General features: G+C 35.9%; 21 protein-coding genes and 1 other annotated feature. Of the genes, 6 read left to right on the forward strand and 15 right to left on the reverse strand.

From position 1 onward, the window contains the following. Positions 1 to 229: 229 nt before the first annotated feature. The 4 genes from CDIMF43_RS01080 to CDIMF43_RS01095 all read right to left on the reverse strand — a co-directional run bounded on the left by CDIMF43_RS01080 (position 230) and on the right by CDIMF43_RS01095 (position 4,068). Positions 230 to 895, reverse strand: a complete 666-nt coding sequence (locus CDIMF43_RS01080; RefSeq protein ID WP_199198175.1) for an MIP family channel protein — start codon at positions 893 to 895, stop codon at positions 230 to 232. Between the two features lie 138 nt (positions 896 to 1,033). Beyond that, positions 1,034 to 1,810: a DUF1295 domain-containing protein gene (locus CDIMF43_RS01085; protein WP_109840954.1), complete on the reverse strand. Its 777-nt coding sequence runs from the start codon at positions 1,808 to 1,810 to the stop codon at positions 1,034 to 1,036. Between the two features lie 201 nt (positions 1,811 to 2,011). Beyond that, on the reverse strand, positions 2,012 to 3,628 hold the full coding sequence (locus CDIMF43_RS01090) for a DegV family protein (protein WP_233218272.1): 1,617 nt from the start codon (positions 3,626 to 3,628) through the stop codon (positions 2,012 to 2,014). A gap of 35 nt (positions 3,629 to 3,663) precedes the next feature. After that, positions 3,664 to 4,068, reverse strand: coding sequence for a DUF2177 family protein (locus tag CDIMF43_RS01095; RefSeq protein ID WP_109840955.1), 405 nt, complete (start codon positions 4,066 to 4,068; stop codon positions 3,664 to 3,666). A gap of 177 nt (positions 4,069 to 4,245) precedes the next feature. Between CDIMF43_RS01095 and CDIMF43_RS01100 the strand changes: the two genes are divergently transcribed. Then, positions 4,246 to 4,932, forward strand: a complete 687-nt coding sequence (locus tag CDIMF43_RS01100; protein WP_109840956.1) for a DsbA family oxidoreductase — start codon at positions 4,246 to 4,248, stop codon at positions 4,930 to 4,932. A 135-nt stretch (positions 4,933 to 5,067) separates the two neighbouring features. Beyond that, on the forward strand, positions 5,068 to 5,448 hold the full coding sequence (locus tag CDIMF43_RS01105) for a RidA family protein (protein ID WP_109840957.1): 381 nt from the start codon (positions 5,068 to 5,070) through the stop codon (positions 5,446 to 5,448). A 59-nt stretch (positions 5,449 to 5,507) separates the two neighbouring features. Here CDIMF43_RS01105 and CDIMF43_RS01110 read toward each other — a convergent pair whose 3' ends face one another. Beyond that, the gene (locus tag CDIMF43_RS01110; protein WP_109840958.1) at positions 5,508 to 5,918 is read right to left on the reverse strand and encodes a DUF4809 family protein; all 411 of its coding nucleotides are present in this window, start codon (positions 5,916 to 5,918) and stop codon (positions 5,508 to 5,510) included. 231 nt (positions 5,919 to 6,149) lie between these two features. On the opposite strand from CDIMF43_RS01110, the gene CDIMF43_RS01115 reads away from it, so the two are divergent. Next, positions 6,150 to 7,214, forward strand: a complete 1,065-nt coding sequence (locus tag CDIMF43_RS01115) for a bifunctional transcriptional activator/DNA repair enzyme AdaA (RefSeq protein ID WP_109840959.1) — start codon at positions 6,150 to 6,152, stop codon at positions 7,212 to 7,214. Positions 7,215 to 7,237: 23 nt separating this feature from the next. Here the strand turns inward: CDIMF43_RS01115 and nhaC are convergent, their stop codons facing one another. The 5 genes from nhaC to CDIMF43_RS01140 form a co-directional block, all read right to left on the reverse strand. Further along, entirely contained in the window at positions 7,238 to 8,599 is a 1,362-nt protein-coding gene (gene nhaC, locus CDIMF43_RS01120) for a Na+/H+ antiporter NhaC (RefSeq protein WP_109840960.1), read from the reverse strand. 41 nt (positions 8,600 to 8,640) lie between these two features. Next, a complete protein-coding gene (gene thiD, locus CDIMF43_RS01125; RefSeq protein ID WP_109840961.1) occupies positions 8,641 to 9,447 on the reverse strand; it encodes a bifunctional hydroxymethylpyrimidine kinase/phosphomethylpyrimidine kinase in 807 nt (268 codons plus the stop codon). Between the two features lie 200 nt (positions 9,448 to 9,647). Then, entirely contained in the window at positions 9,648 to 11,510 is a 1,863-nt protein-coding gene (tdc, locus tag CDIMF43_RS01130) for a tyrosine decarboxylase (protein ID WP_074403510.1), read from the reverse strand. Positions 11,511 to 11,594: 84 nt separating this feature from the next. Continuing rightward, positions 11,595 to 13,004, reverse strand: coding sequence for a tyrosine-tyramine antiporter (gene tyrP / locus CDIMF43_RS01135; RefSeq protein ID WP_034573079.1), 1,410 nt, complete (start codon positions 13,002 to 13,004; stop codon positions 11,595 to 11,597). A gap of 843 nt (positions 13,005 to 13,847) precedes the next feature. Further along, positions 13,848 to 14,171, reverse strand: coding sequence for a YerC/YecD family TrpR-related protein (locus CDIMF43_RS01140; protein ID WP_074403511.1), 324 nt, complete (start codon positions 14,169 to 14,171; stop codon positions 13,848 to 13,850). Positions 14,172 to 14,476: 305 nt separating this feature from the next. Next, positions 14,477 to 14,697 (forward strand) — a binding site (T-box leader). Between the two features lie 74 nt (positions 14,698 to 14,771). On the opposite strand from CDIMF43_RS01140, the gene tyrS reads away from it, so the two are divergent. Next, a complete protein-coding gene (gene tyrS, locus CDIMF43_RS01145) occupies positions 14,772 to 16,031 on the forward strand; it encodes a tyrosine--tRNA ligase (RefSeq protein WP_074403512.1) in 1,260 nt (419 codons plus the stop codon). 64 nt (positions 16,032 to 16,095) lie between these two features. Next, the gene (locus CDIMF43_RS01150) at positions 16,096 to 16,605 is read left to right on the forward strand and encodes a GNAT family N-acetyltransferase (protein WP_109840962.1); all 510 of its coding nucleotides are present in this window, start codon (positions 16,096 to 16,098) and stop codon (positions 16,603 to 16,605) included. 74 nt (positions 16,606 to 16,679) lie between these two features. On the opposite strand, the gene CDIMF43_RS01155 is transcribed toward CDIMF43_RS01150, so the two are convergent. The 3 genes from CDIMF43_RS01155 to CDIMF43_RS01165 all read right to left on the reverse strand — a co-directional run bounded on the left by CDIMF43_RS01155 (position 16,680) and on the right by CDIMF43_RS01165 (position 18,519). Next, on the reverse strand, positions 16,680 to 16,997 hold the full coding sequence (locus CDIMF43_RS01155; protein ID WP_074403514.1) for an AzlD domain-containing protein: 318 nt from the start codon (positions 16,995 to 16,997) through the stop codon (positions 16,680 to 16,682). After that, on the reverse strand, positions 16,990 to 17,760 hold the full coding sequence (locus CDIMF43_RS01160) for an AzlC family ABC transporter permease (RefSeq protein ID WP_074403515.1): 771 nt from the start codon (positions 17,758 to 17,760) through the stop codon (positions 16,990 to 16,992). The genes CDIMF43_RS01155 and CDIMF43_RS01160 overlap by 8 nt, the downstream gene beginning before the upstream one ends. Positions 17,761 to 18,012: 252 nt before the next feature. Then, positions 18,013 to 18,519: a MepB family protein gene (locus tag CDIMF43_RS01165; RefSeq protein ID WP_109840963.1), complete on the reverse strand. Its 507-nt coding sequence runs from the start codon at positions 18,517 to 18,519 to the stop codon at positions 18,013 to 18,015. Between the two features lie 115 nt (positions 18,520 to 18,634). On the opposite strand from CDIMF43_RS01165, the gene CDIMF43_RS01170 reads away from it, so the two are divergent. Beyond that, positions 18,635 to 19,165 carry a ClbS/DfsB family four-helix bundle protein gene (locus CDIMF43_RS01170; protein ID WP_074403517.1) on the forward strand — a complete coding sequence of 177 codons (531 nt, stop codon included), beginning with the start codon at positions 18,635 to 18,637 and terminating at the stop codon, positions 19,163 to 19,165. Positions 19,166 to 19,186: 21 nt separating this feature from the next. On the opposite strand, the gene CDIMF43_RS01175 is transcribed toward CDIMF43_RS01170, so the two are convergent. Then, on the reverse strand, positions 19,187 to 19,945 hold the full coding sequence (locus tag CDIMF43_RS01175; RefSeq protein WP_109840964.1) for a zinc ribbon domain-containing protein: 759 nt from the start codon (positions 19,943 to 19,945) through the stop codon (positions 19,187 to 19,189). Positions 19,946 to 20,069: 124 nt separating this feature from the next. After that, positions 20,070 to 21,095: a LacI family DNA-binding transcriptional regulator gene (locus tag CDIMF43_RS01180; protein ID WP_109840965.1), complete on the reverse strand. Its 1,026-nt coding sequence runs from the start codon at positions 21,093 to 21,095 to the stop codon at positions 20,070 to 20,072. Positions 21,096 to 21,108 lie beyond the last annotated feature (13 nt).

Consider the following 21,108-nt stretch of genomic DNA (forward strand, 5'->3'; position numbering starts at 1 on the left):
GACTAGCAATTCTCAAAGATGACTCACAAATGTAATATTTTTAAAATAGGACTAAAGGATGAATTATGTTTTGATAGGTTTTGGCTCTTTTCAATGGATGGATTGTTACAGATGCGTAACATACAGCTTTTGTACGTGTTTAATTCTAAGTTATCTGACCAAATCAAATAAACTAAGTAAAAAACCACACTGAATTAAAATCCAGTATGGTTTTGCTTTTAGTATGCTTCTACTTTACTTCACTATCTAAAACAAATTTCCCAACAATAGCAGCTAATACACCACCAACAATTGGTCCTACAATAAAGACCCAAAGTTGTGATAACGCTTCGCCGCCAGCAAAAATTGCAGGAGCAATACTTCTAGCTGGGTTAACGGATGTGCCAGTTAACGGAATGCCTAGTAAGTGAATCAATACAAGTGTTAAACCAATGACTAATCCAGCAAATTCTGGGTTGCCTTTTTTACCTGTTACCATCACGATTACCAGTACAAAAACAAAAGTTAAGATGCATTCAACTAGAAAAGCACCCATTGCGTTTAAGTTACCAAAACCATTTTGACCTAAGTTTGAAACCGATAAATCAGATGCGACTAAAATACTTTTTAACACTGCAGTTGCAACGATTGCACCTAGCACTTGACCAACCAGGTAGTACACAAGCTCCATTGCTGAAATACGTTTATTAACAAATAAACCGATTGAAACAGCTGGGTTAACGTGACAACCTGAAATCGTTCCGATACTATAAGCCATTGCTACGATGGATAAACCAAATGCCATTGCAATGGCTAACGTACCAATCCCTTCAATTCCTCCGCCTAAAACAGCCGTTCCTGTACCAAATAATACCAAAACAAACGTTCCGATAAATTCAGCGATTCCTTTTTTCATCATTCGCAATTCCTCCTTAAGGAAATAAATAAGTGCATTTTTTCATTCAGAGTTTTATTTTATCACACTTATTGAAAATCATGCCTAAATTTGATCAAAGACAATTTTCATCCTTTCTTAAGAATATACGATGTTTTATCATCCTTTTTTTCCAAGAACAGGGAAAAATTTAGCGGTTTTTTTAGCATATTCAATAAAATCAGGCCGGTCTTGGTATTTTTTTTCTAATAATGGAACCCCTGACACAAATAATAGCAACAATGTAATGATGATTGGGCCAATTACTCCCCATAGATTTCCTACAGTTGTCAATGTCACCAAATAAATTCCCCACCAACTAAGCGCTTCACCAAAATAATTAGGGTGACGAGTTAGCGACCAAAGACCTGTTGTTAAAAGTTTGCCATGATTTCCAGCTTGTTGTTTGAATTTCCTCAATTGCCAATCGCCTACAACTTCAAAAAAGAAGCCAATTGCCCAAATAATGATTCCTAAGCTATTCCACCAGTAAAATGAATCCACTTTCGTTGTATTTACTAACAGAATTGGAAGAGACACGATGTATAAAAGAACCCCTTGTAGCACAAAAACATTTAAATACGCTTTTAGTCTTGGAAAATTCGTTCCCCAACGTTTACGCATATTGACATATCGATAATCCTCAGGCTTGCCGATATTCCGACGTGCCAGATGGTAAAACAATCGCAAGCCCCATACCAACACTAATAACGTCACCCACATGCCTGCCAATGTTGGCGCTCCTGTCGAAAAATAAGAAGCAAGTGCTACAATAATAAATCCTGGTCCCCATGCTAAATCTACGATTGAATTGTTATTTAACATCTGAGCAACTAGGAATAATATCGTAAAATAAATAACTAATAAAATCCCACTTAATACATACGCATTTCCCATTTAAATCTCCTCCATTTTCTTATCTTCCATCGATACTGCAATTGCAATACACTCTTCTCCAGCACTCATGGCCACTACTGTCGAGATTTCCATTAAATAATGCGGCGGATATCCTAATTCCGTTTCGACTTGTTTTGCAAAGCGTTGCGCTCGTTTTTCATCATTTGCATGAATGATTGCGTATCTTTTAATTGAATGTATTCATTGCAGTTTTTTAACTTCTTTCAATAAGCGTTTTTCATTCGATTTGGTGCTAAAGGCTACACCTAAAACAGAGCCACCACCTTTTTCATTTAAACTAACAATAGGCTTTAAGTGAATTTTTTGAGCAATTTTTCCAATCGTCCCTGGCAATCTTCCAGATTGAATCATTGCGTCTAAGCGATTTACACTCACTAAAATTTTCGTCTTCGTCGTTGCTGTTTCTAATTTAGCAACAATCGTCTCAAAGGACTCCCCTTTTGCAATCCATTCCGCTGCATCCATTACTAACAAACCTTCTGCAGCAGAATTTTGTTTGGAATCGACAATTGCTATCTTTGTTCCTTTTTGCTGGAATTTTTTAGCGCCTTCTTTTATAGAAGAATAGGTACCGCTTAACGCACTGGCAACCGTGACAACAATGATTTCTTGATATCTTGTTTCTAAATAAGAAAAAAGGTTCTCAATCGCTTTAAGGCTAGGCTGCGAAGAACTCGATTCCCCATCTGCTATTCGAGTCATTTCATAAAATTCAGTAGGTTGAATCGTGAGTTTATCTAGATAATTAACCTCGTTAACAATTAAGTTCATCGGCAATACATGGATTTGTTCGTTTAACACAAAAGAAGCTGGTAAATCTGCAATCGAGTCCGTTACAAGTGCAATTTTATATTTTTGGTTTGTGTTGACTTCAAATTGCAACAACATATCCTCCGCTTTTTGTTGTAAGATACGCCCCTTGGTTCGAAGACGCTTCATAACTTCTGCCGGTTGGTTTGAATGAATATGAATACGCGCCTTTTTAGCGCCAGCTGCAACTACCATCGAATCACCCAGGTCTTGCAGTAAGGCTTTGATTTCTTCTTGGACAAGTTGCTGTCCTTCTATTAAAACTTCGGTACAATAACGATTTTCTGGCGCATTGTCTAATTCATGACTAGACTGACTGATTTCAACTTTCAACTGCTGTTCTATAAATGCAGAATCTGTTTTCATTTCTGCTTCCCCGTGACGACAAATCATTTCAGTAAACCCTTCAAGAAATAGAACAAAGCCTTTAGCTCCAGCATCCACAACATTATTCTTTTGTAAAATTTTTAATTGTTTCGGTGTTTCAGTTAAAGCAACTTTGGCTTCTTCTAACCCTTGGCTTAAAATGGCTTTGAAATTTGTTTCTGTTGCATCTAAAGCCTCCGCCCATGCTCGAATAACGGTAATCATCGTACCTTCTACTGGGTTTTCAATTGCCGCATAAGCATCTTTGACAGCTGCCTTGGCACTAGTTGTAAAGTTGGCTACTGAAAACGACGCTTCTTTTTCAACTTGTCTTGCAAAACCGTTTAAATATTGAGCGAAAATGATTCCTGAATTCCCTCGAGCACTTACTAGTGCAGCATCTGCCACTGCATCAAACACTTCCTTGATAGACTGAAATTGCTGCCCCGTCTCCTCAATAATGCCTTGCATAAGAGACGCAAGATTGCTACCCGTATCACCATCTGCAACTGGAAATACATTGATTGTATTAAGTGCTTTCTTTTTATTAATAACAGCTATAGCTCCTTGCTGAAATGCCAACCTCAATTGTTCTTTATCGATTATTTCATTAGATTCCATTCGTTCTCCCATCCTTATTCACTACCTTATGGCTGTTAATTCCATTGGAAATGCTTCACTATTAAATAGACAATTCCTGCAGTGGCACTATTTAATACCGTACCCCAGATTAAATCAAGAATCGTTACTAACGTTGACCAATCTTTTAACGTTGCTAGGTTCGTTAAATCGTAAGTTCCATAACAAATCAATCCAAAAAATCCTCCTGTAATAAGAGCCGTTAACAATGAACCTTTTTCAATTGACGGACTAATAACGAAAAAAATCAATCCTGCAATAAATAACAAATAGAAAACTGCTGCTGGAAAAACTTTCGTTTGTCCCATCAAATGCCCTATTTCTTTTTGATACAAATTCTTCGCAATAAATAATAACCAAATTAAATCAATGATTAAAAAAACAAAAACGGTTGTTAGGTAAATCTTACTATAATAAGCCATTATCTCTCCCCCTTATTATTCTTAAAAACGTTTATTTATTATAACAATAATCGCCTTTAATTAGCGAATAGTTTGATTTCAATTGAATCGATTGACAGCTCAAACATTTCGTTGTATGATAGTAAAAAACTTACTATTTGTAAGTTATAGACTTTTAATAAAAGGAGCTTCTCTACTATGAAAATTGATATTTGGTCTGATTTTGTCTGTCCATTTTGTTATATCGGAAAACGCCACTTAGAAGCTGCACTAGGAAATGAAAAAGATGTTGAAATCATCTTTCACAGCTTTGAACTTGATCCCAATACAGCCATTCACCACAATGAAGACATTCACCAATTGATTGCCACAAAATACGGGATTAGCTACGATCAATCCAAAGCAAATAACGCTCACATTCAACAAATGGCTGCAAACGTTGGGTTAGATTATGATTTTGATAATATGAAAGCTACAAACAGCTTTACTATGCATCGTTTAGCACAGTTTGCCAAAGAACAGGGGTTAGGCAATGAATTTGTTGAAGCAGGTATGTATGCCTACTTTACCGAAGCCGCTTTTTTGAATGACGAAGAAACCTTAGTGGCTATCGCTAAAAAAGTGGGATTGGACGAAGCTAGAACTCGTGAAATCATCCATTCAACAGAATACACAGCGCCTGTTCGGGTCGACGAAACCAAAGCAATGGAATTGGGCATTCAAAGTGTTCCGTTCTTTTTAATTGATGACCACTACGCTTTAAGTGGTGCTCAACCAATTGAAACCTTTAAATCTGTTTTGGCTCAAATTAAAGAAAAATCAGCAACTTCAGCACCCATCGCTTCTACTGATGCTAATTGTGAAGGAGATTCTTGTACAATTTAACTAAAAAGCAGTTCCCTGAACATTTTTCGCCATCTGACTCATTATCGGATGGTTTTTTATTTTTTTCTATTGCTATTCTTTTAAATACTTGTTTAAATTAAAAGAAAACCTTTACAAAAAGAAGGAGGCATTTCCATGTTAAAAAAAATCCATACCGATTCAGCACCAGCAGCGATTGGACCTTATTCTCAAGCGATTGCTGTCGGCGACACACTCTACACATCTGGCCAAATCCCAGTTGATCCTACCACTGGAAAAGTTGTCGCATCTACCATTTCTCAGCAAACTGAACAAGTCATGAAAAACCTAGCTGCTGTTTTAAATGAAGGCAACAGTGATTTACACCACGTTATCAAAACAACTTGTTTTTTAACAAATATGTCAGATTTTGCTGAATTTAATCATGTTTATGGTACACACTTTGGCAATCATAAACCTGCTCGCTCATGCGTAGCTGTAAAAGATCTCCCACTTGGCGTTTTAGTTGAAGTAGAAGCCATTGCCCTCCTCAACTAATTGAAACAAAAAATGATCTATTCCCAACTAAGCATCATTAGTTAAGAATAGATCGTTTTTCATTTCGATGCCATTTCATCAGAGAGTTTAAATACATAGTTGTCTACTTCAAATAGCTCCCTTAAAATTTCTTCCACTTGGTTAAATAATTGATTGACTTCATTGATTTTATTCGAACATTCGATTGTTTTATGTCCTTCGTAAATGAATTGATCGTACGCTTCAATTAATTTTACTTGGTGCGCTCCTTTAGTAAACAAGGTGAATTCATCCATCATCTGAACTTCAAAACTCTGTTTCCACCCCTCTGTTAAGACAATCGTCATTACAACCGTATGGACTGACAGGCCATCTAATGCTATTTCTCTGCCATTAACCAATAACGTATAGCAAACACTTTTCACAATCCCACAAGCATTGCATCCACCTTCAGTTAAATCAACAGAACTGCTAAGAACAATCTCTTTCATTTTTTACCTCCACTTATAATGACTTATATTAGTTAAATTATACTACTTTTTAGGGACAAGAACACCTTGACTATTCATCATTTAGTATTCCTATCGCAATCACGTTTTTTATTCATTCTTTTAATCCAAACGTAGCAAGCAATCAAATATCCATGTTAATTTTTTGGGTACATCGCCACATGGAACATGCTAAAATTGGTTTATACTATTCAATGAAAGGAAGGGCTCCAGATGATAACAAATCAAGCAAAAATCGACCTCTATTACCAAATGCTCCTTGAAAAAAATTCAACCTTCGAAGGTGTCTTTTACGCAGGAATCAAAACCACCGGCATTTTTTGTCGCCCTACTTGTCCCGCGCGAAAACCTAAGAAAGAAAACTGTGAATTTTTCGAAACTGCCAAAGAGGCAATCTTAGCTTCTTATCGCCCTTGCAAAAGATGCTCGCCTCTTTCAAATCCAAGTCACTTATCTCCTGAAGTAAAGAAATTGGTTCACGCAATTGAAGAAAATCCAGAACGAAAATGGACAGATAGAGATTTTGATGCGCTTTCTATCAGTGCAAACACTGCTCGCAGACAATTTAAAAAGCAATTTGGCATGACCTTTATTGAATATGCTCGTTCAAGAAGGTTAGGGTTTGCTTTTGAACATATTCGTAAAGGAACCTCCTTTATCGACGCACAACTTAATACTGGTTACGAATCAAGCAATGGCTTTCGAGACGCCTTCACACGAACAATGGGCACCGTTCCAACCAAATCTGCTGATCTTAAATTGCTCACTGCTCATTGGATTGAAACACCTCTTGGATCGATGCTAGCAATCGCTGATGAAAATGCGCTTTATTTGTTGGAATTTGTTGACCGTAGGGGCTTGGAAACTGAAATTGAAACATTACGAAAACGAGCACATGCTGCTATTATTCCAGGAGCCAATTCCATTATCCAACAGATTTCCTCCGATTTAACCAACTATTTCAATGGCACACTAACCCAATTTACGACTCCCATCCACTACCTAGGATCTGATTTTCAAAAAAGTGTTTGGGACGAACTTCAAAAAATACCAGCTGGCACGACTCTTTCCTATAAAGAACTTGCCGAAAAAATAAACAATCCAAAAGGCTACCGTGCCGTTGCCCGTGCAAATGGTGCAAATCAGCTTTCTTTAATCGTTCCTTGTCACCGCGTTATCAATACAAATGGCGCTTTAGGAGGATATGGTGGAGGCGTAGATCGTAAGGAATGGTTATTAAAACATGAAATAAAACACTACAACAGAAAAAGCAACTAGGAAAAATTCCCAGTTGCTTCTTCTTATTTTTCAGATTTTTTCATAAATCCAACCAAAACGGTAAATAAAGGGGTCAAATAACAGAAAAACGCAAAAGGTAAATACTGCAACGTACCAATTCCAAGCGTCCCTGCAATAAATACACCACTTACCCCCCATGGAATTAGTGGATTGAAGGTTGCTCCCGCATCTGACAAGGTTCTAGATAGATACTTATCAGGTAAATCAATTTTACGATAATTCTCTTTATAAGCCTTACCTGGCAAAATAATAGAGAGATATTGTTCGCCAATCAATAAATTGACTCCAATTGAACTTAAAGCCGTCATTAAAATCAAACGCCCTTTTGTCTTCATCAAATCCTCTACCTGTTGCAAAATCGTTTCTATAATACGCAATTTCACTAACAGTCCACCTAGCGACAAAGCTAAAATAATCAATGAAACCGACCACATCATGCTTTGCATCCCACCACGAGTCAATAGCGTATCAACATTTTCAACCCCTGTTTTCGATACAAATCCATCTTGAATCCAAGAACCCACAGAAGCAATTGTTGTCGCTGGATGATAAATGTAGCGCACCACAATGGATAGCACAATGCTCGTTAAAAGAGTAGGAATCGCAGGCACTTTACGCCATGCAGCAATAAATAAAATTAAAACAGGAAGTAACGTAATTGGAGAAATCGTATAAAACTGATGCAGCGTATCTGTAATAACTTGTAAATCATCACCAGCTGCACCTTTTACTGGATGAAAACCAAGAGAAATAAACGCGATAAGAGAAAGAACGAAGGCTGGAAAAACCGTCCACAACTCATTTTTAATATGCTCAAATAGATCAACTTCAGCAATTGCTGCGGAAAGATTTGCTGTATCCGATAAAGGAGAAATACTGTTCCCTAGAAAAGCTCCGGAAACAATTGCTCCAGTTGTAATCGCTGGATTAAATCCCATGATTTGTCCCATTCCAAAAAAGGCAATTCCCACTGTTGAAATCGTCGTAAAGGAACTTCCTACCGTTGCACCAACAACTCCACAAATAATAAAAACTGTTGGCAAAAAGAATTTAACAGACAAGACGCTAAATCCATACACCATAATCGTGGGAATCGTTCCTGCAGCAATCCAAACACTGATTAACGCACCAATCAAAATGAAAATAATAATCGGAACCAAACCTGGCGTAATCCCTTCCTGAATGCCCTCATGAATTGTCTTCCAAGATACTTCTTTCACTGCAGCAAATAAAATGACCAATGCTAAGGCAAATAAAATCGCCACATGAGCCGGCAGTTTAAAGCCAATAATACAAGTTCCAATCATTGCTAATAAAACAACTAAAAGAAACATTGCTTCTTTAATCGTTACATCTTTCTTCATCTTTTGCGCTTCCTCTCTTCTCTTTTCCTTCACCTAATCCATTAACGTCTTGAGTACGCTCCATGCCACACAGGACCAATAAATTGGTTTAAAGCAAACCCTTCTTCAATGCCACAATAAACAAAGTCTTTGGCTTTTATCACAGCCTCTTTTGCAGACAAGTCATTGGCTAAACCAGCAGTTACAGCAGCTGCAAAGGTACAGCCTGCACCATGGTTGTGATTTCCTTCAATTTTAGGTGATTTTAGTAGCATAAATTCTTCCCCATCATAAAACAAATCAATCGCTTCTTGACTAGTTAACCCTTTTCCGCCCTTAATGACAACATTTTTGGCTCCTAAAGCAATAATTTTAGCGGCAGCCACTTTCATATCTTCCACTGTTTCAAGTGGGTCCATTTCTGCTAACTGACTGGCTTCAAATAAATTTGGCGTTGTAATGGTTGCTTTTGGAATCAATAATTGACGCATACTGCTAACATTTTCAGGCTGTAAAACCTCTGTTTCACCTTTACAAACCATTACTGGATCAATCACGATTTGTTCAATTGCACCTGTTTCTAACATTTGACTCACCTGTTCAATGGTTTCAACTGTTCCAAGCATACCTGTTTTCATCGCTTTAAATGGCCCACACGCTAATGCCGTTGCCAATTCTTTTTCAATAATTGATTCTGCGATTGGAAAAACGTCATGATGCCAAAAATTCGCTGGGTCCATTGTCACAATCGATGTAACCACACTAATACCGTAAGTGCCATATTCTTCAAATGTTTTTAAGTCCGCTTGTAAGCCTGCTCCGCCACTTGTGTCAGAACCTGCAACTGTCAATACTCTTTGAATTTCCATCTAATCCCCATCTTTCCTCCAAATTTAGTTGCTTGTTATACAAAGAAATGTATAGCAGAATGCGCTCCACTATACATTACTGTAAACCAGCCTTCGCTATTTTCCTTGCGTAGACAGTAGTTCTATTCAGAAAATCCAAGCCAACTTGGAATCAGTTGAATACCGATTTCAAGTCAGCTAAGACTTACATTTTCGTTCAATTAGTTTTCTTCAGCATAGATTGCTTCTAATTTACTTTGAATTGCGGCTTCAATTTTAGCTGCATATTCGTCAAATACTTCTTTATCATTCATATATGGTGACATTGCAGAAGCACGTAAGATGGTTACTTTGTCAGCACGTTCCCATTCTTTACGTGAGAAACCTAAGCCATTTACAAATTCAAATGGGCTGTGGCCATATTCTTCAATCGCAAAGTCAGTATGTGAAGTGATAAATTCATTGTTGTATAAACCACCTTTTGCATATGAAGCATAATCATAGAAATCATGGTTTAATTTGTTCATTTTCACTAAGTCAGTGTTGCCTTTTTCGTTGAATACATAATCTACCATGTTGAAATCTGGTTTTGTTAATGCATGCAATTCAATTGTTTTATCGCCAACTTTAAATTCTTTGCCGTCGATAAAGTGATAGAAGTGATATGCTCCTTCAATGCTTGCGCCCATTAATTTACCGTAACCAGTTACGTTTAATGGCAATACTTTGTGTGCAGTCCATACAGCAGCTGCAGTTGCGCCGGCTTTTGAACCTTCAAGAATATATGCACCTAATAATGCTGGAATATCCGCACCTTTTTCAAATACATATGTTGCAAAGTAAGAAATAACGTCACGCATGCGGATATCTTTAATGACTACGCCACCTGCAGAGTAAGGGATATAACCCATTTTATGAGGGTCGATTGTAACAGATTCAGCTAAGCTGATTGCTTTGAATGATTCATAAACTTCTCTTGTTAACCAATCATTTTTTTCCATGAAGATGCCGTTTTTAGCGTAAACAGCTTCGATTTGATCCCATTCAATAAATTCATCGTTTTCATCTAAGAAGATTGAACGTCCATAACCACCGTATGCAGCATCAACGTGTACGTAGAAGTAAATGCCTTCTTTAGCTAATTTTTCACGTAACGCAATGATTTGGTCGATACGATCGATTTGACCTTCTTCAGTTGAACCAACAACACCTACTACTCCAAGAGTTGGAATACCTTGTGCAGCTAAATCACGAATTTGTGCTTCTAATTTATCAATATCCATACGGTATTCACTGTTTACTTCACCAGCGATCACTTGGTCTAAACCAATACCGATAATATCAGCAGCTTTTAACCATGAATAATGTTTTGTTTGTGGCACAATCCATTTACCTAATTTTTCTAAGTTTTTACCACTACGCGCTGAACGTGCTTTAATTTCGTCAAATTGGTCTTGAAGTTGGTCTAAAATGTTTAGAACTTCTTCAGTAGACATATTTAATAATTCCCATTCAGATTTACCCGCAACCATTTCTGGTGCTACTTCTTGGATAGCAAATGGCAATGATTTCATGTTACGTGCATACCATAAGCCTTCTAAGTTAGCGATTGAACCATCAGCTGCGATGTGTCCCCAACCATTTTTATAGCCCATCAATGTTGCAAATTCCATTCCGACTTCTTCTTCCATTTGAGAAGTTGCTGGAGATGATTCGTAAGCCACGTTGTTGCCGTTCCAAAGCATTGCAGTTGTATAAGCAATAATGGCTGGCATTAGTGTTTCAGAGTTCATATGGCCCCAGAAACGACCTGCTGAGTGCCATGGAAGTGATTCAGTACGTAAACGTGAAGACAATACGTTAAATACGCTTCTCATGTTGTCTGCTGTTGCTTGGAATTCTTTTGAACTTCTGTCTTGTGGAGTAATTACTGGTAAATCTTGAGGCATGTAGTTTTGTCTCCAACCAACGTGTTCGTCGATCATTTTGTTTAAAATTTCTTTGAATAAATCAACGTTTTCGCCTTTGTCGCCAAGGAATAAAGCTTTTAAATTAGTATCATCTGTATTAAATGTGTTTTTCATGATGTGTTCCTCCTGTAAAGTTGTTTTTAAGTGCAAGCAAGGACATTTGTATAGGATGTCAGGTGCTTGTTACTTTTTTATTGATTAATCTTGTTTTTTCCATTCTGGTTTTTTAAATTTGAAGATTAGTAACGCAATCACTACCATAATCACCGTTGCTGCTACTTGATAGATAATGTAACCGATATGACCACTTTCAGAAATTGAAGATGGTGGAATCAAACTTACTAGAATTGTTACGATAACACTTAAGATTGAAAGTCCTGCAACAAACCACATTAAGCCATTGCCTTTACTTCCTAATCTAAATGGACGTTCTACTTCTGGCATTTTGTAACGTAATTTAATTGCTGAAATGGCAATCAATAGATAAACGATGCAATAAAGAATCGTTGTTGTAATCGTAATAATTAAGAACGCTGCACTAATATCTGGAATCACTACATATAAGAAAGATACAAGAGAGATGACGATTGCTTGGATCATGACAAATGTAATTGGAATTCCTTTAGCATTACGTTTTTGGAAGAATGGAGGAAGATTTCCTTCATCTGCCACTTTAATCATCGATTTACTTGGGCCTAAGACCCATGCACTTAATTGAACCAATACCCCAACTAAAATCATTAGTGAAATAATGTTATTGAAAATTGATGGAATCCCTAAGTCTTGCGTCATAATTACAAATGGTTGTGTAATATTTGCTAATTCCATTTTTCCTGCTGGTACGCTATCTGCCACACTTAAACCTGCTACTAAGTTGAAAACAACTAATAATAGAACAGATGCGATTACTGCGATTGGATAGTTGCGTTTTGGATTGTCGATATTATTTGCATGAACCGAAGAAATTTCAACCCCTGCAAAGATAAAGATAATTCCTGTTAAAGTTGGTAAGCTTCCTAAATCACTGAAATCAGGTAATAATTTACCAGCTTCAAAATGACCTAAATAGCTATCTGCATTAATTCCGTGTTTTGCCATATAGAGTACGCCTAGAATCACTAGTGCTAAGAATGGGATATAAACACCGATAATTGCACCCCAGTCACCTGCGATTTTAACCATGTCAAATTTCAAGTTCAATAACGTAATTCCCCAATAAGAAATTAAAATCATCACGAAGATGAAAATATTGTTTGTACCAAGTTCTGGACGGTTAATAACATAACCTAGTAATACGCCGACTGTTGAAGCAACCATTACCATTCCAAAGAACATTTGCACCCATAGTAACCAAGAAGTAACAAAACCCCATTTTTCGCCAAGTGCGTTACGCACCCAAACTTGAGGACCTCCTTCTTCTGGCCAACCCGTTGATAATTCAGCTGACATTAACGCAATTGGTAATGCGAAGACACAGGCTGCTAATAACATATAGAAGATTTGCGACCATCCTGTTGAAGCTAACGTTGGTACACTACGAACCGTTCCAAAGAAAGCCATTGTAATTCCAATTAAACCAAATAATGATAATTTTTTAGATTTTCCCATAATAGCTTTACCACTCCTTTTTTAGTTTAGGAGTTTTCTGAGGTAATTGACTAATTGATAGCGCTGATGAAAATTCAATTAGTATCTTAAGTCAAAAAACTTCTATTAAATGCTGTTATCGATTTATTTCACAATTCAAAAAAACAAATAAACTAATGTTTCAATAACTTTATATAGTGATTTATGCATTATAAATTTGATTTTCAAATTCCAAATAAAACCGATAAACAAATGCTAACTTGTTAATACATGCGTTAGTTTAGTCCTCAAAAATAAGTTTGTCAACACGCTTAAAACCCTTTAAATTAAAAGAAAATTAGACTTTCAACAATTTCTTTGTTAGGGGTTTTCGTTAAAGCTTCACCTCGTTAACGCATTAAAGAAAAGGCGTGTAAAAGTGTTTTTAACGATATTTTTTATACATTTTTATTTAATTATACATAATTTTATCCACTCGGTTTAAAAATAAAGAAAACAACTTAAAGATAATTTTTTCACAAAAAAAGCTCTATTAAAGACTTTTCGAGTCCACAATAGAGAAAAACATTACCTTGCGATTACGATTAAAATGATAACGAATTCGACATACAAAAAATTTATACAAAAAAACTCCTTCCATTTTTCTCTAACAAAAAAATAACGCACTTCAATATTGTCCTTATTCTTCCTAGTAACATGAAAAATAAAAAAGCTTAAAATGAGAAAACAACCTTTTTTACTCATTTTATTTCTCATCATTTTTTTAGTATTTTTTATTAAAATAACACTTTGTTTTTTTGAATCAACCTGTATTCAACAAAAAAAAGCCTTAACTAAGTTCGAAAACTAGTCACAGGCTTACTTTTACTCTTCATTATTATTTGTTTGATCATTCTTTTCCAATTCAATTCGTTTAAACAACATGTCGTAAGAATTGTTCCCATCAAAAAGCGAACGTTTCACTCGAGCAATCGTTGCCGTACTTGCATGAGTCTCTTTTTCAATAACACTGTATGTCTTCTTTTCATGTAGCATTTTTGCAACTTGATAGCGTTGTACCATCGTTTTAATCTCATTTAATGTTAGTAAGTCATCAAAAAAAGCAAAGCATTCTTCTTTTGATTCCAATGCTAAAATACCATCAAAAAATTCATCTAGCATTTGATCGCGTATTTTATCTATCTGCAAAATCAAAACCCCTTTCACAAACTTATCTTGATTCCTTTTTTAATAGTATGCTCTTGGCTGATTATATCAAATTATTCACTAAAAGTCATGAAGTTATGTGAAGGAAAGTAAAATGAAATCCTTCTTTAAAACAACTTTAGCAGAAATCACTTTTATTACGTAAAAATAAAAAAGAATTTTAAAAAAAAGAATATGCTTATTTTAATCTGTTTTCATTTCATTTTCATGCTCACATTTTTACTATTTTACAATTTGCTTGTTGACAAAGTTTTTTTCTTGGACTATACTTTGGTCAATCTCATAAATAACTTACTTTGAAAGAGCGCAGTAGCATGTTATCCCTGTTTATAGAGAGCTAGAGGTCGGTGAAATCTAGCACAAATAACTTTTGCGAAATACACTCTGGAGTTTCTTGACTAACCTCAAGCGTTTTACAAACGTTATCTAGTAAATGAGTGACATTTACAACTTGGCTTTTGGGTTGTTTATGTAATTTGGGTGGTAACACGGTTAATTCGTCCCTATTAAACTGAAACTTTATGTTTTGGTTTGGTAGGGACTTTTTTATATTTCTAACTAATTTGAAGGAGTGAAGAACACATGAACATTATTGATGAATTACAATGGCGCGATGCCATCAACCAACAAACTGACGCTGAGGGCTTAAGAGAACTTGTGGAGACGAAAAATATTTCATTGTACTGTGGAGTAGATCCAACTGGCGATAGTATGCACATTGGACATTTAATTCCATTTATGATGATGAAACGATTCCAACTAGCTGGACATCACCCTTACATTTTAATTGGAGGGGCAACTGGTACAATTGGCGATCCAAGTGGTCGTACATCCGAACGCCAACTGCAAACAATGGAACAAGTTCAAGCAAACGTAGACGCCTTAACAGCACAAATGCAAAGCCTATTCGACTTTGGTGGAAATGACGATGTGACTATGGTGAACAACTTTGACTGGACACATGATTTGACATTACTTGATTTCTTACGTGACTACGGTAAAAACTTTAACATTAACACAATGTTAGCTAAAGATATCGTTTCAAGTCGTTTAGAAACAGGAATCTCATTCACTGAGTTCACCTACCAAATTCTTCAATCAATGGATTACCTTCACCTATTCAAACACCATGATGTTCAATTGCAAATTGGTGGCGCGGATCAATGGGGCAATATCACTGCTGGTTTAGATTTGATTCGTAAAAAAGAAGGCGCTGAAGCGAAAGCCTTTGGTTTAACAATTCCATTAATGTTAAAAGCAGACGGTACTAAATTCGGTAAAACTGCTGGTGGCGCAATCTGGTTAGATCCTAAGAAAACAACACCATTTGAGTTTTTCCAATTCTGGTTAAACCAAGATGATCGTGACGTTGTGAGATACTTGAAATTCTTCACTTTCTTAACAAAAGAAGAAATTGATGACCTTGCAAACAAAGTGGCAACAGAACCACATAAACGTGAAGCTCAAAAAACGTTAGCTAAAGAAATGACCAACTTTGTACATGGTGCTGACGCATTAGCAGAAGCAGAAAAAATTACAGCTGCTTTATTCTCAGGTGACGTTAAAAATCTAAATGCGGATGAAATCGAAGAAGGCTTTAAAAATATGCCAACTTTCGAAGCAGCTAAAGAAGAAAAAAACATTGTGGACTGGTTAGTTGATCTTGGAATCGAGCCTTCAAAACGCCAAGCCCGTGAAGATATTAACAACGGCGCAATTTCAATGAATGGTGAAAAAGTTGAAAGCGTGGATGCTGTCGCTTCTCCAAGCAACTCATTTGACGAACGTTTCATTTTAATTCGTAAAGGCAAGAAAAATTACTCATTAGTTAAACTAGTTTAATTTTAAAAAGGGATAAATTCGATTTTATCCCTTTTTAATTACCTCATAAAAAGGAGCCCAGATGATGATCCATTTAATTTCAGCAACTTCAAAAGAAGACGCCTTACTCTTAAACCAATTAGCTACTAAAATTTGGCAAGAACACTACATTCCAATCATCGGCGCGGACCAAGTTTCTTATATGCTAACCAACTTACAATCGGCTGATAAAATGTTCCAAGACATCCAAAGTGGGATGACCTACTATTTAATCCAAGTTATAAAAGCCGACGGTACAAAAGAATGGGCTGGTTACGCAGGATTTGAAATCAAAGCAGACCACTTATTTCTAAGCAAACTTTATGTATTAGCTGATTTTAGACAACACGGCATCGGTTCTTTTGTTTTCCAACACATTCTCAAAGAAGCAAAATCAAGCAACTTACCTGCCATCCAATTAACAGTCAACAAATACAACGACAAGTCAATTGCAGCCTATCAAAAAATGGGCTTTACAACGATTAAAGAACAAGTTGCAGATATTGGTGGCGGCTATGTAATGGATGATTACGTGATGGAATATCGCATTTCATAGAACTTTTCAACGATTAAAAAAACCTGACACAACTCAACCTCGTAAAGGCTGAATTGTATCAGGTTTTTCTTCTTTTAAAATACATATGTCAGCAATAAAATCGCCGCCAAACCACCAATAACCGAAAGTCCCATTGACTTTGTTTTATAAGCAACTGCCATCACGATTACTGCCGCAATAATTTTCAAATTACTAAATAACGAAAAATCGCCATCTACAATAAAAACATCTTTAAAGAACAAGGCCGCAAACAACGCAGCTGGAACGTATTTCATCCATTCATGAAACCATTCAGGAATATCACGCTTAGAAAAATACATCATCGGAATTACTCTTGGCAGATATGAAACAAATGCCATTCCTAAGATTAATAGGATAAATTGACTATTCATGTGGTGTCGTTGCCTCCGTCTCTAACGGTTGTCGTGTTTTTTCTTTAAACTTTAGTTTGCCAGCAAGATTCCGTTTCTTTAATTGCTTTTCAATCATATAACCCGTAAACGAAGCAATGATTGTAGCTAAAATCAAGCCAATTGTACTTTTTAATATCAACATCGTCATAATTGAAAGCACACCAGAAAAAAGACCTACAAAAATAATTAATTTATTTTGCAACTGCATCGTAAACATATAAATAAACATCGCTGTTAAAGCAAAATCAACAATATGAACATCTAGTGGAAGCACTGATCCTAACATTGTCCCTGCAACAGTACTCGCTAACCAAGAAACCAATGAATAACGATTGACCATCAAAGCCTTATGGGCATTCCAACTTGGATCAGTGGAAAATTTCAAATAATTAACTGCATAATTTTCATCATTGATACTTTTAGTAAACAAAGCTATAAAGCTGCGCTTTTCTTTTTTGATAAATGTCGATAAACTAGAACTAAGCAATATGTAGCGCAATTCTAAAAATAACGTCATCATGATAATCGAGAGAATTGGAGCTGAATCTACTAACATAGCTGCGGCCAAAAATTGAGCACCGCCAGAAAAGACTAAAAACGAGATAAGTGCGGTATACAATCCGTTAAATCCAACTTTTTGTAACAACACGCCACAAGCTAGACCAACAGGAATATAACTTAAGCAAAGTGGCATCGCAACTTTTAACGTTTCTTGCCAGACTGCTTTATTCTTCTTTAACATGAGACAATCCTCCATTTTACGTAGGTAAACAATGTGTCAATTATAACATAAAAAAATAAAAAATGATGCTTCTTTTTTCTGATAGACCAATAAGCTCTTTTGAATAAGAATTCATCCACAACCAAAATAAAGAAAAAGCTATTTAATTAGGCTTTTCAGCTATTTGGTTAATAAAGACTCATACCAAACTCATGTATTTCTTAGATTAAAAACCATAAAAAAAACGGTTTCAACTACATCAACAGACTTTCATTACCTGCCATATAACGTTTCAAGACGTGCTTTAAACCTGTCCCGATTGTCTGTAAATTCAACAAAATAGTCTAGCTGCCATTTTTGTGTTGCTTGAGCTTGTTTGCTAGTTGGAGAATCCCAACTTGGATAAACCCGCATGGCCATTTTCCCTTTTTGTGAATCTGTCCGTAAAATATGTCGCTCTATCAAAACACCTTTAGGAAAGACAAATTGTCCTATTCTCTCTCCAAGAAAAGTTGTCACTACTAACAAATCTGGACTTTCCTTTTCATGAAAAGCTTGATTTTTATTTAAAGGATCTTTCTCCCAAAATGCAACAAACTGTCCAATTTTTGTTGGAGTAATTTTAGCAACCCGAAAACGAATCGATAGTTGATTTAATTGGAAAACGCCACCTGCATACTCCCTATTCTGCACTTCTTCAGATACGTTTTTCACCATAAATTGATTTGGACGATAGAAAATCGAATCGATTTGCAACATACACTCTTTAAAGTAATCCAATTCCGCACTTCCTTTTTTTATCTATTATAACATTTTTTGATAAAATAAGAGTTGACTCTTACACAATGAGACGGTTTACAATAAACTTATAACCATTCTATATAGGAGGTACACCATGAAAAACTATGAAACGAAACAAGACTTACTTGATGAAATCAAAAAAAAACACGAAAAATACGATTCCGAATTCGACGCTATTCCCGAAGCTTTAAAAAACACCCGAATTGAAGAAGTTGACCGCACCCCTTCCGAAAATTTATCTTATCAAATTGGTTGGATTCAACTCCTTCTTAGCTGGGAAACAGCAGAGCAAAAAGGTCTCCACGTAACCACTCCGACTCCTGATTACAAATGGAATAATTTAGGCGGACTTTATCAATCTTTTTATGATAAATATGGGAACCTGCCCTTGACTGCGCAAAGAAAATTATTACAAGATTCATTAACCGAACTTTACACACTTATAGAATCCTTTTCTGATGATGAACTATTCTTACCTAATCAGCGTTCTTGGGCAACGACTAAAGCGATGTGGCCTGTTTGGAAATGGATTCATATCAACACAGTAGCTCCTTTTACAAACTTTAGAACAAAAATTCGTAAGTGGAAAAAAAGCGTTTTAATTGAAAAAACATTAGACAACTAACGGTCTAATGTTTTTCTGTTTTTAAAAGAATGATCCTAATAAGCTAGCAAAAATAATTCGAACAAAGAATAATAGAACCGCACCTGCTACTGCACCACTCGCTAAGGCTAGGTAAAAGGTATCCAAACGACTTTTATTTTCATTGAAAACAATCGTTACTAAAAAAGCAACAAAATAAATCATTAAATTAAAGATCGCTAAGTAGGTAATCATATCTAAAACGGAATAACCAATAATACTTAAAATAGCCATGATTGCTGTTACAATAATTGAACCATTCAATAAACTAAAGAAATACAATGAAAATGATTTCCACTCCATCTCATTTTTCATCACTAAATGATTAAACCCATAGGACACACCTGCTAATAACGCTAGTTGAATACCTGTTGCAATAAAGATTTTAAAGAACATTCCTAGCGTTTCCATCATGTTACTATCAGAAAAAAGCCCACTGTATGGAGAAGCTGAAACTAATCGTGCCATACAAAATGCGGTAAATAATGAAATCAATCCAACTGAAACTAGACCATACCACCATTGACCTGCATGGTCTTTTTTTAATGGTGTTTTCAAGGTTTGACGTAAATACGACCAGTAATGATGAGCATGTTCTTTAATCACTGCTGAATCAACATTTCCTGTATTAGACTCATCTGCTCCTTTTTCTGAAACGACCTCTTCTTGTAACAAATCTGTCCTCTCTTTGTCTTCACCACAATTTGGACAAACATTCTGCTCCTCAGCTAATTCGGTTTGACATTTTTCACATTGTTTCATCGATAAAAATCCCCCTTTTTTATTAGGCATAATTGCCCTTTTAATAGTTTGGCATAGATATTTATAAATATCAATAACAATAATTATCTATAATTCCAAAAAAAACACTCTTATTAAAAAAGTGTTATTTCGAAGCTACTGTTTCCCGTTCAATAATTTCATGAGGAATAATCATTTTTACAAACGGTGCTTCTTTTTCTTCAATTTTGTCAATTAATTTCAATGCAACCTGTTGTCCAAGTTGTGGTACATTGATATCAATCGAAGTTAATTTAGGGTACGCCATTTTGGCAAAAATCGAATTATTGAAACTAATAATTGAAACATCTGTTGGTACTTGATACCCTAGCATTAATAACCGTTGCATCACCGTTACGGCTAGCATATCGTCGCTCACTACTAAAGCCGTCGGTGCCGTTTTTTGCTGTTGGAATAAGTTTTCTAAGGGCTGTGTAACAGCCTCGTTATCTGAATCGGTCATTAAAATAGATTGTTGTGGATTAATGGCAATTCCCGCTTCTTGCAACGCATCCCGAAAACCAGCCATTCGTTCAATCGTAACTACTTGATCCAAATCATCCCCCACATACCCAATTTGAGTATGCCCTTTTTGAAGTAAATAATTTGTCGCATCTTTCCCAGACAGACGGTTGTCATTATCCACGTACAGTGTTTCATTTTCAAAGAGATACGGGCGACCAACCATTGCATAAATTAAATTTGCTTCATGTAAATATTCAATAATTTGATCTTCCCAAGTAGAATACAAAACAATAAAACCATCTACCGTTCCACGACGAGCCATCATTTGAATACTCTCTAATAATTCGCCAGTATCCTTTCCCGAAGCAAGAGACACCATGTAGTGTTTTTCGTTACACACTTTGCTAATTTCACGAATTACTTCTAAAAAGAATGGATTTTGAAATGCAACGCCGTCTGAAACCGGCATAATTACTCCAATCGTTTTAGTCGTCTTACTAGCTAAACTTTGAGCTGAAAAATTTGGCACATACCCCAAATCCGCCATTGCCTGACGAACTTTTATTTTTGTTTTTTCACTAATACTACTATGATCCTGAATTGTTCTAGATACAGTAGATGTAGCGACGCCAGCTTTTTTTGCAACGTCTTTGATTGTAACTGCCATTTTTTTAACTCCT

Source organism: Carnobacterium divergens (assembly GCF_900258435.1).
Classification (GTDB): Bacteria; Bacillota; Bacilli; order Lactobacillales; family Carnobacteriaceae; genus Carnobacterium; species Carnobacterium divergens_A.

Coding starts and splice junctions, on each gene's coding strand:
- CDIMF43_RS01175 (WP_109840964.1), bottom strand. CDS start 19,945: ATGAAACAATGTGAAAAATGTCAAACCGAATTAGCTGAGGAGCAGAAT.
- thiD (WP_109840961.1), bottom strand. CDS start 9,447: ATGGAAATTCAAAGAGTATTGACAGTTGCAGGTTCTGACACAAGTGGC.
- CDIMF43_RS01085 (WP_109840954.1), bottom strand. CDS start 1,810: ATGGGAAATGCGTATGTATTAAGTGGGATTTTATTAGTTATTTATTTT.
- nhaC (WP_109840960.1), bottom strand. CDS start 8,599: ATGAAGAAAGATGTAACGATTAAAGAAGCAATGTTTCTTTTAGTTGTT.
- CDIMF43_RS01150 (WP_109840962.1), top strand. CDS start 16,096: ATGATCCATTTAATTTCAGCAACTTCAAAAGAAGACGCCTTACTCTTA.
- tyrP (WP_034573079.1), bottom strand. CDS start 13,004: ATGGGAAAATCTAAAAAATTATCATTATTTGGTTTAATTGGAATTACA.
- CDIMF43_RS01110 (WP_109840958.1), bottom strand. CDS start 5,918: ATGAAAGAGATTGTTCTTAGCAGTTCTGTTGATTTAACTGAAGGTGGA.
- CDIMF43_RS01160 (WP_074403515.1), bottom strand. CDS start 17,760: ATGTTAAAGAAGAATAAAGCAGTCTGGCAAGAAACGTTAAAAGTTGCG.
- CDIMF43_RS01105 (WP_109840957.1), top strand. CDS start 5,068: ATGTTAAAAAAAATCCATACCGATTCAGCACCAGCAGCGATTGGACCT.
- tdc (WP_074403510.1), bottom strand. CDS start 11,510: ATGAAAAACACATTTAATACAGATGATACTAATTTAAAAGCTTTATTC.
- tyrS (WP_074403512.1), top strand. CDS start 14,772: ATGAACATTATTGATGAATTACAATGGCGCGATGCCATCAACCAACAA.
- CDIMF43_RS01180 (WP_109840965.1), bottom strand. CDS start 21,095: ATGGCAGTTACAATCAAAGACGTTGCAAAAAAAGCTGGCGTCGCTACA.
- CDIMF43_RS01095 (WP_109840955.1), bottom strand. CDS start 4,068: ATGGCTTATTATAGTAAGATTTACCTAACAACCGTTTTTGTTTTTTTA.
- CDIMF43_RS01115 (WP_109840959.1), top strand. CDS start 6,150: ATGATAACAAATCAAGCAAAAATCGACCTCTATTACCAAATGCTCCTT.
- CDIMF43_RS01080 (WP_199198175.1), bottom strand. CDS start 895: ATGAAAAAAGGAATCGCTGAATTTATCGGAACGTTTGTTTTGGTATTA.
- CDIMF43_RS01170 (WP_074403517.1), top strand. CDS start 18,635: ATGAAAAACTATGAAACGAAACAAGACTTACTTGATGAAATCAAAAAA.
- CDIMF43_RS01155 (WP_074403514.1), bottom strand. CDS start 16,997: ATGAATAGTCAATTTATCCTATTAATCTTAGGAATGGCATTTGTTTCA.
- CDIMF43_RS01090 (WP_233218272.1), bottom strand. CDS start 3,628: ATGGAATCTAATGAAATAATCGATAAAGAACAATTGAGGTTGGCATTT.
- CDIMF43_RS01100 (WP_109840956.1), top strand. CDS start 4,246: ATGAAAATTGATATTTGGTCTGATTTTGTCTGTCCATTTTGTTATATC.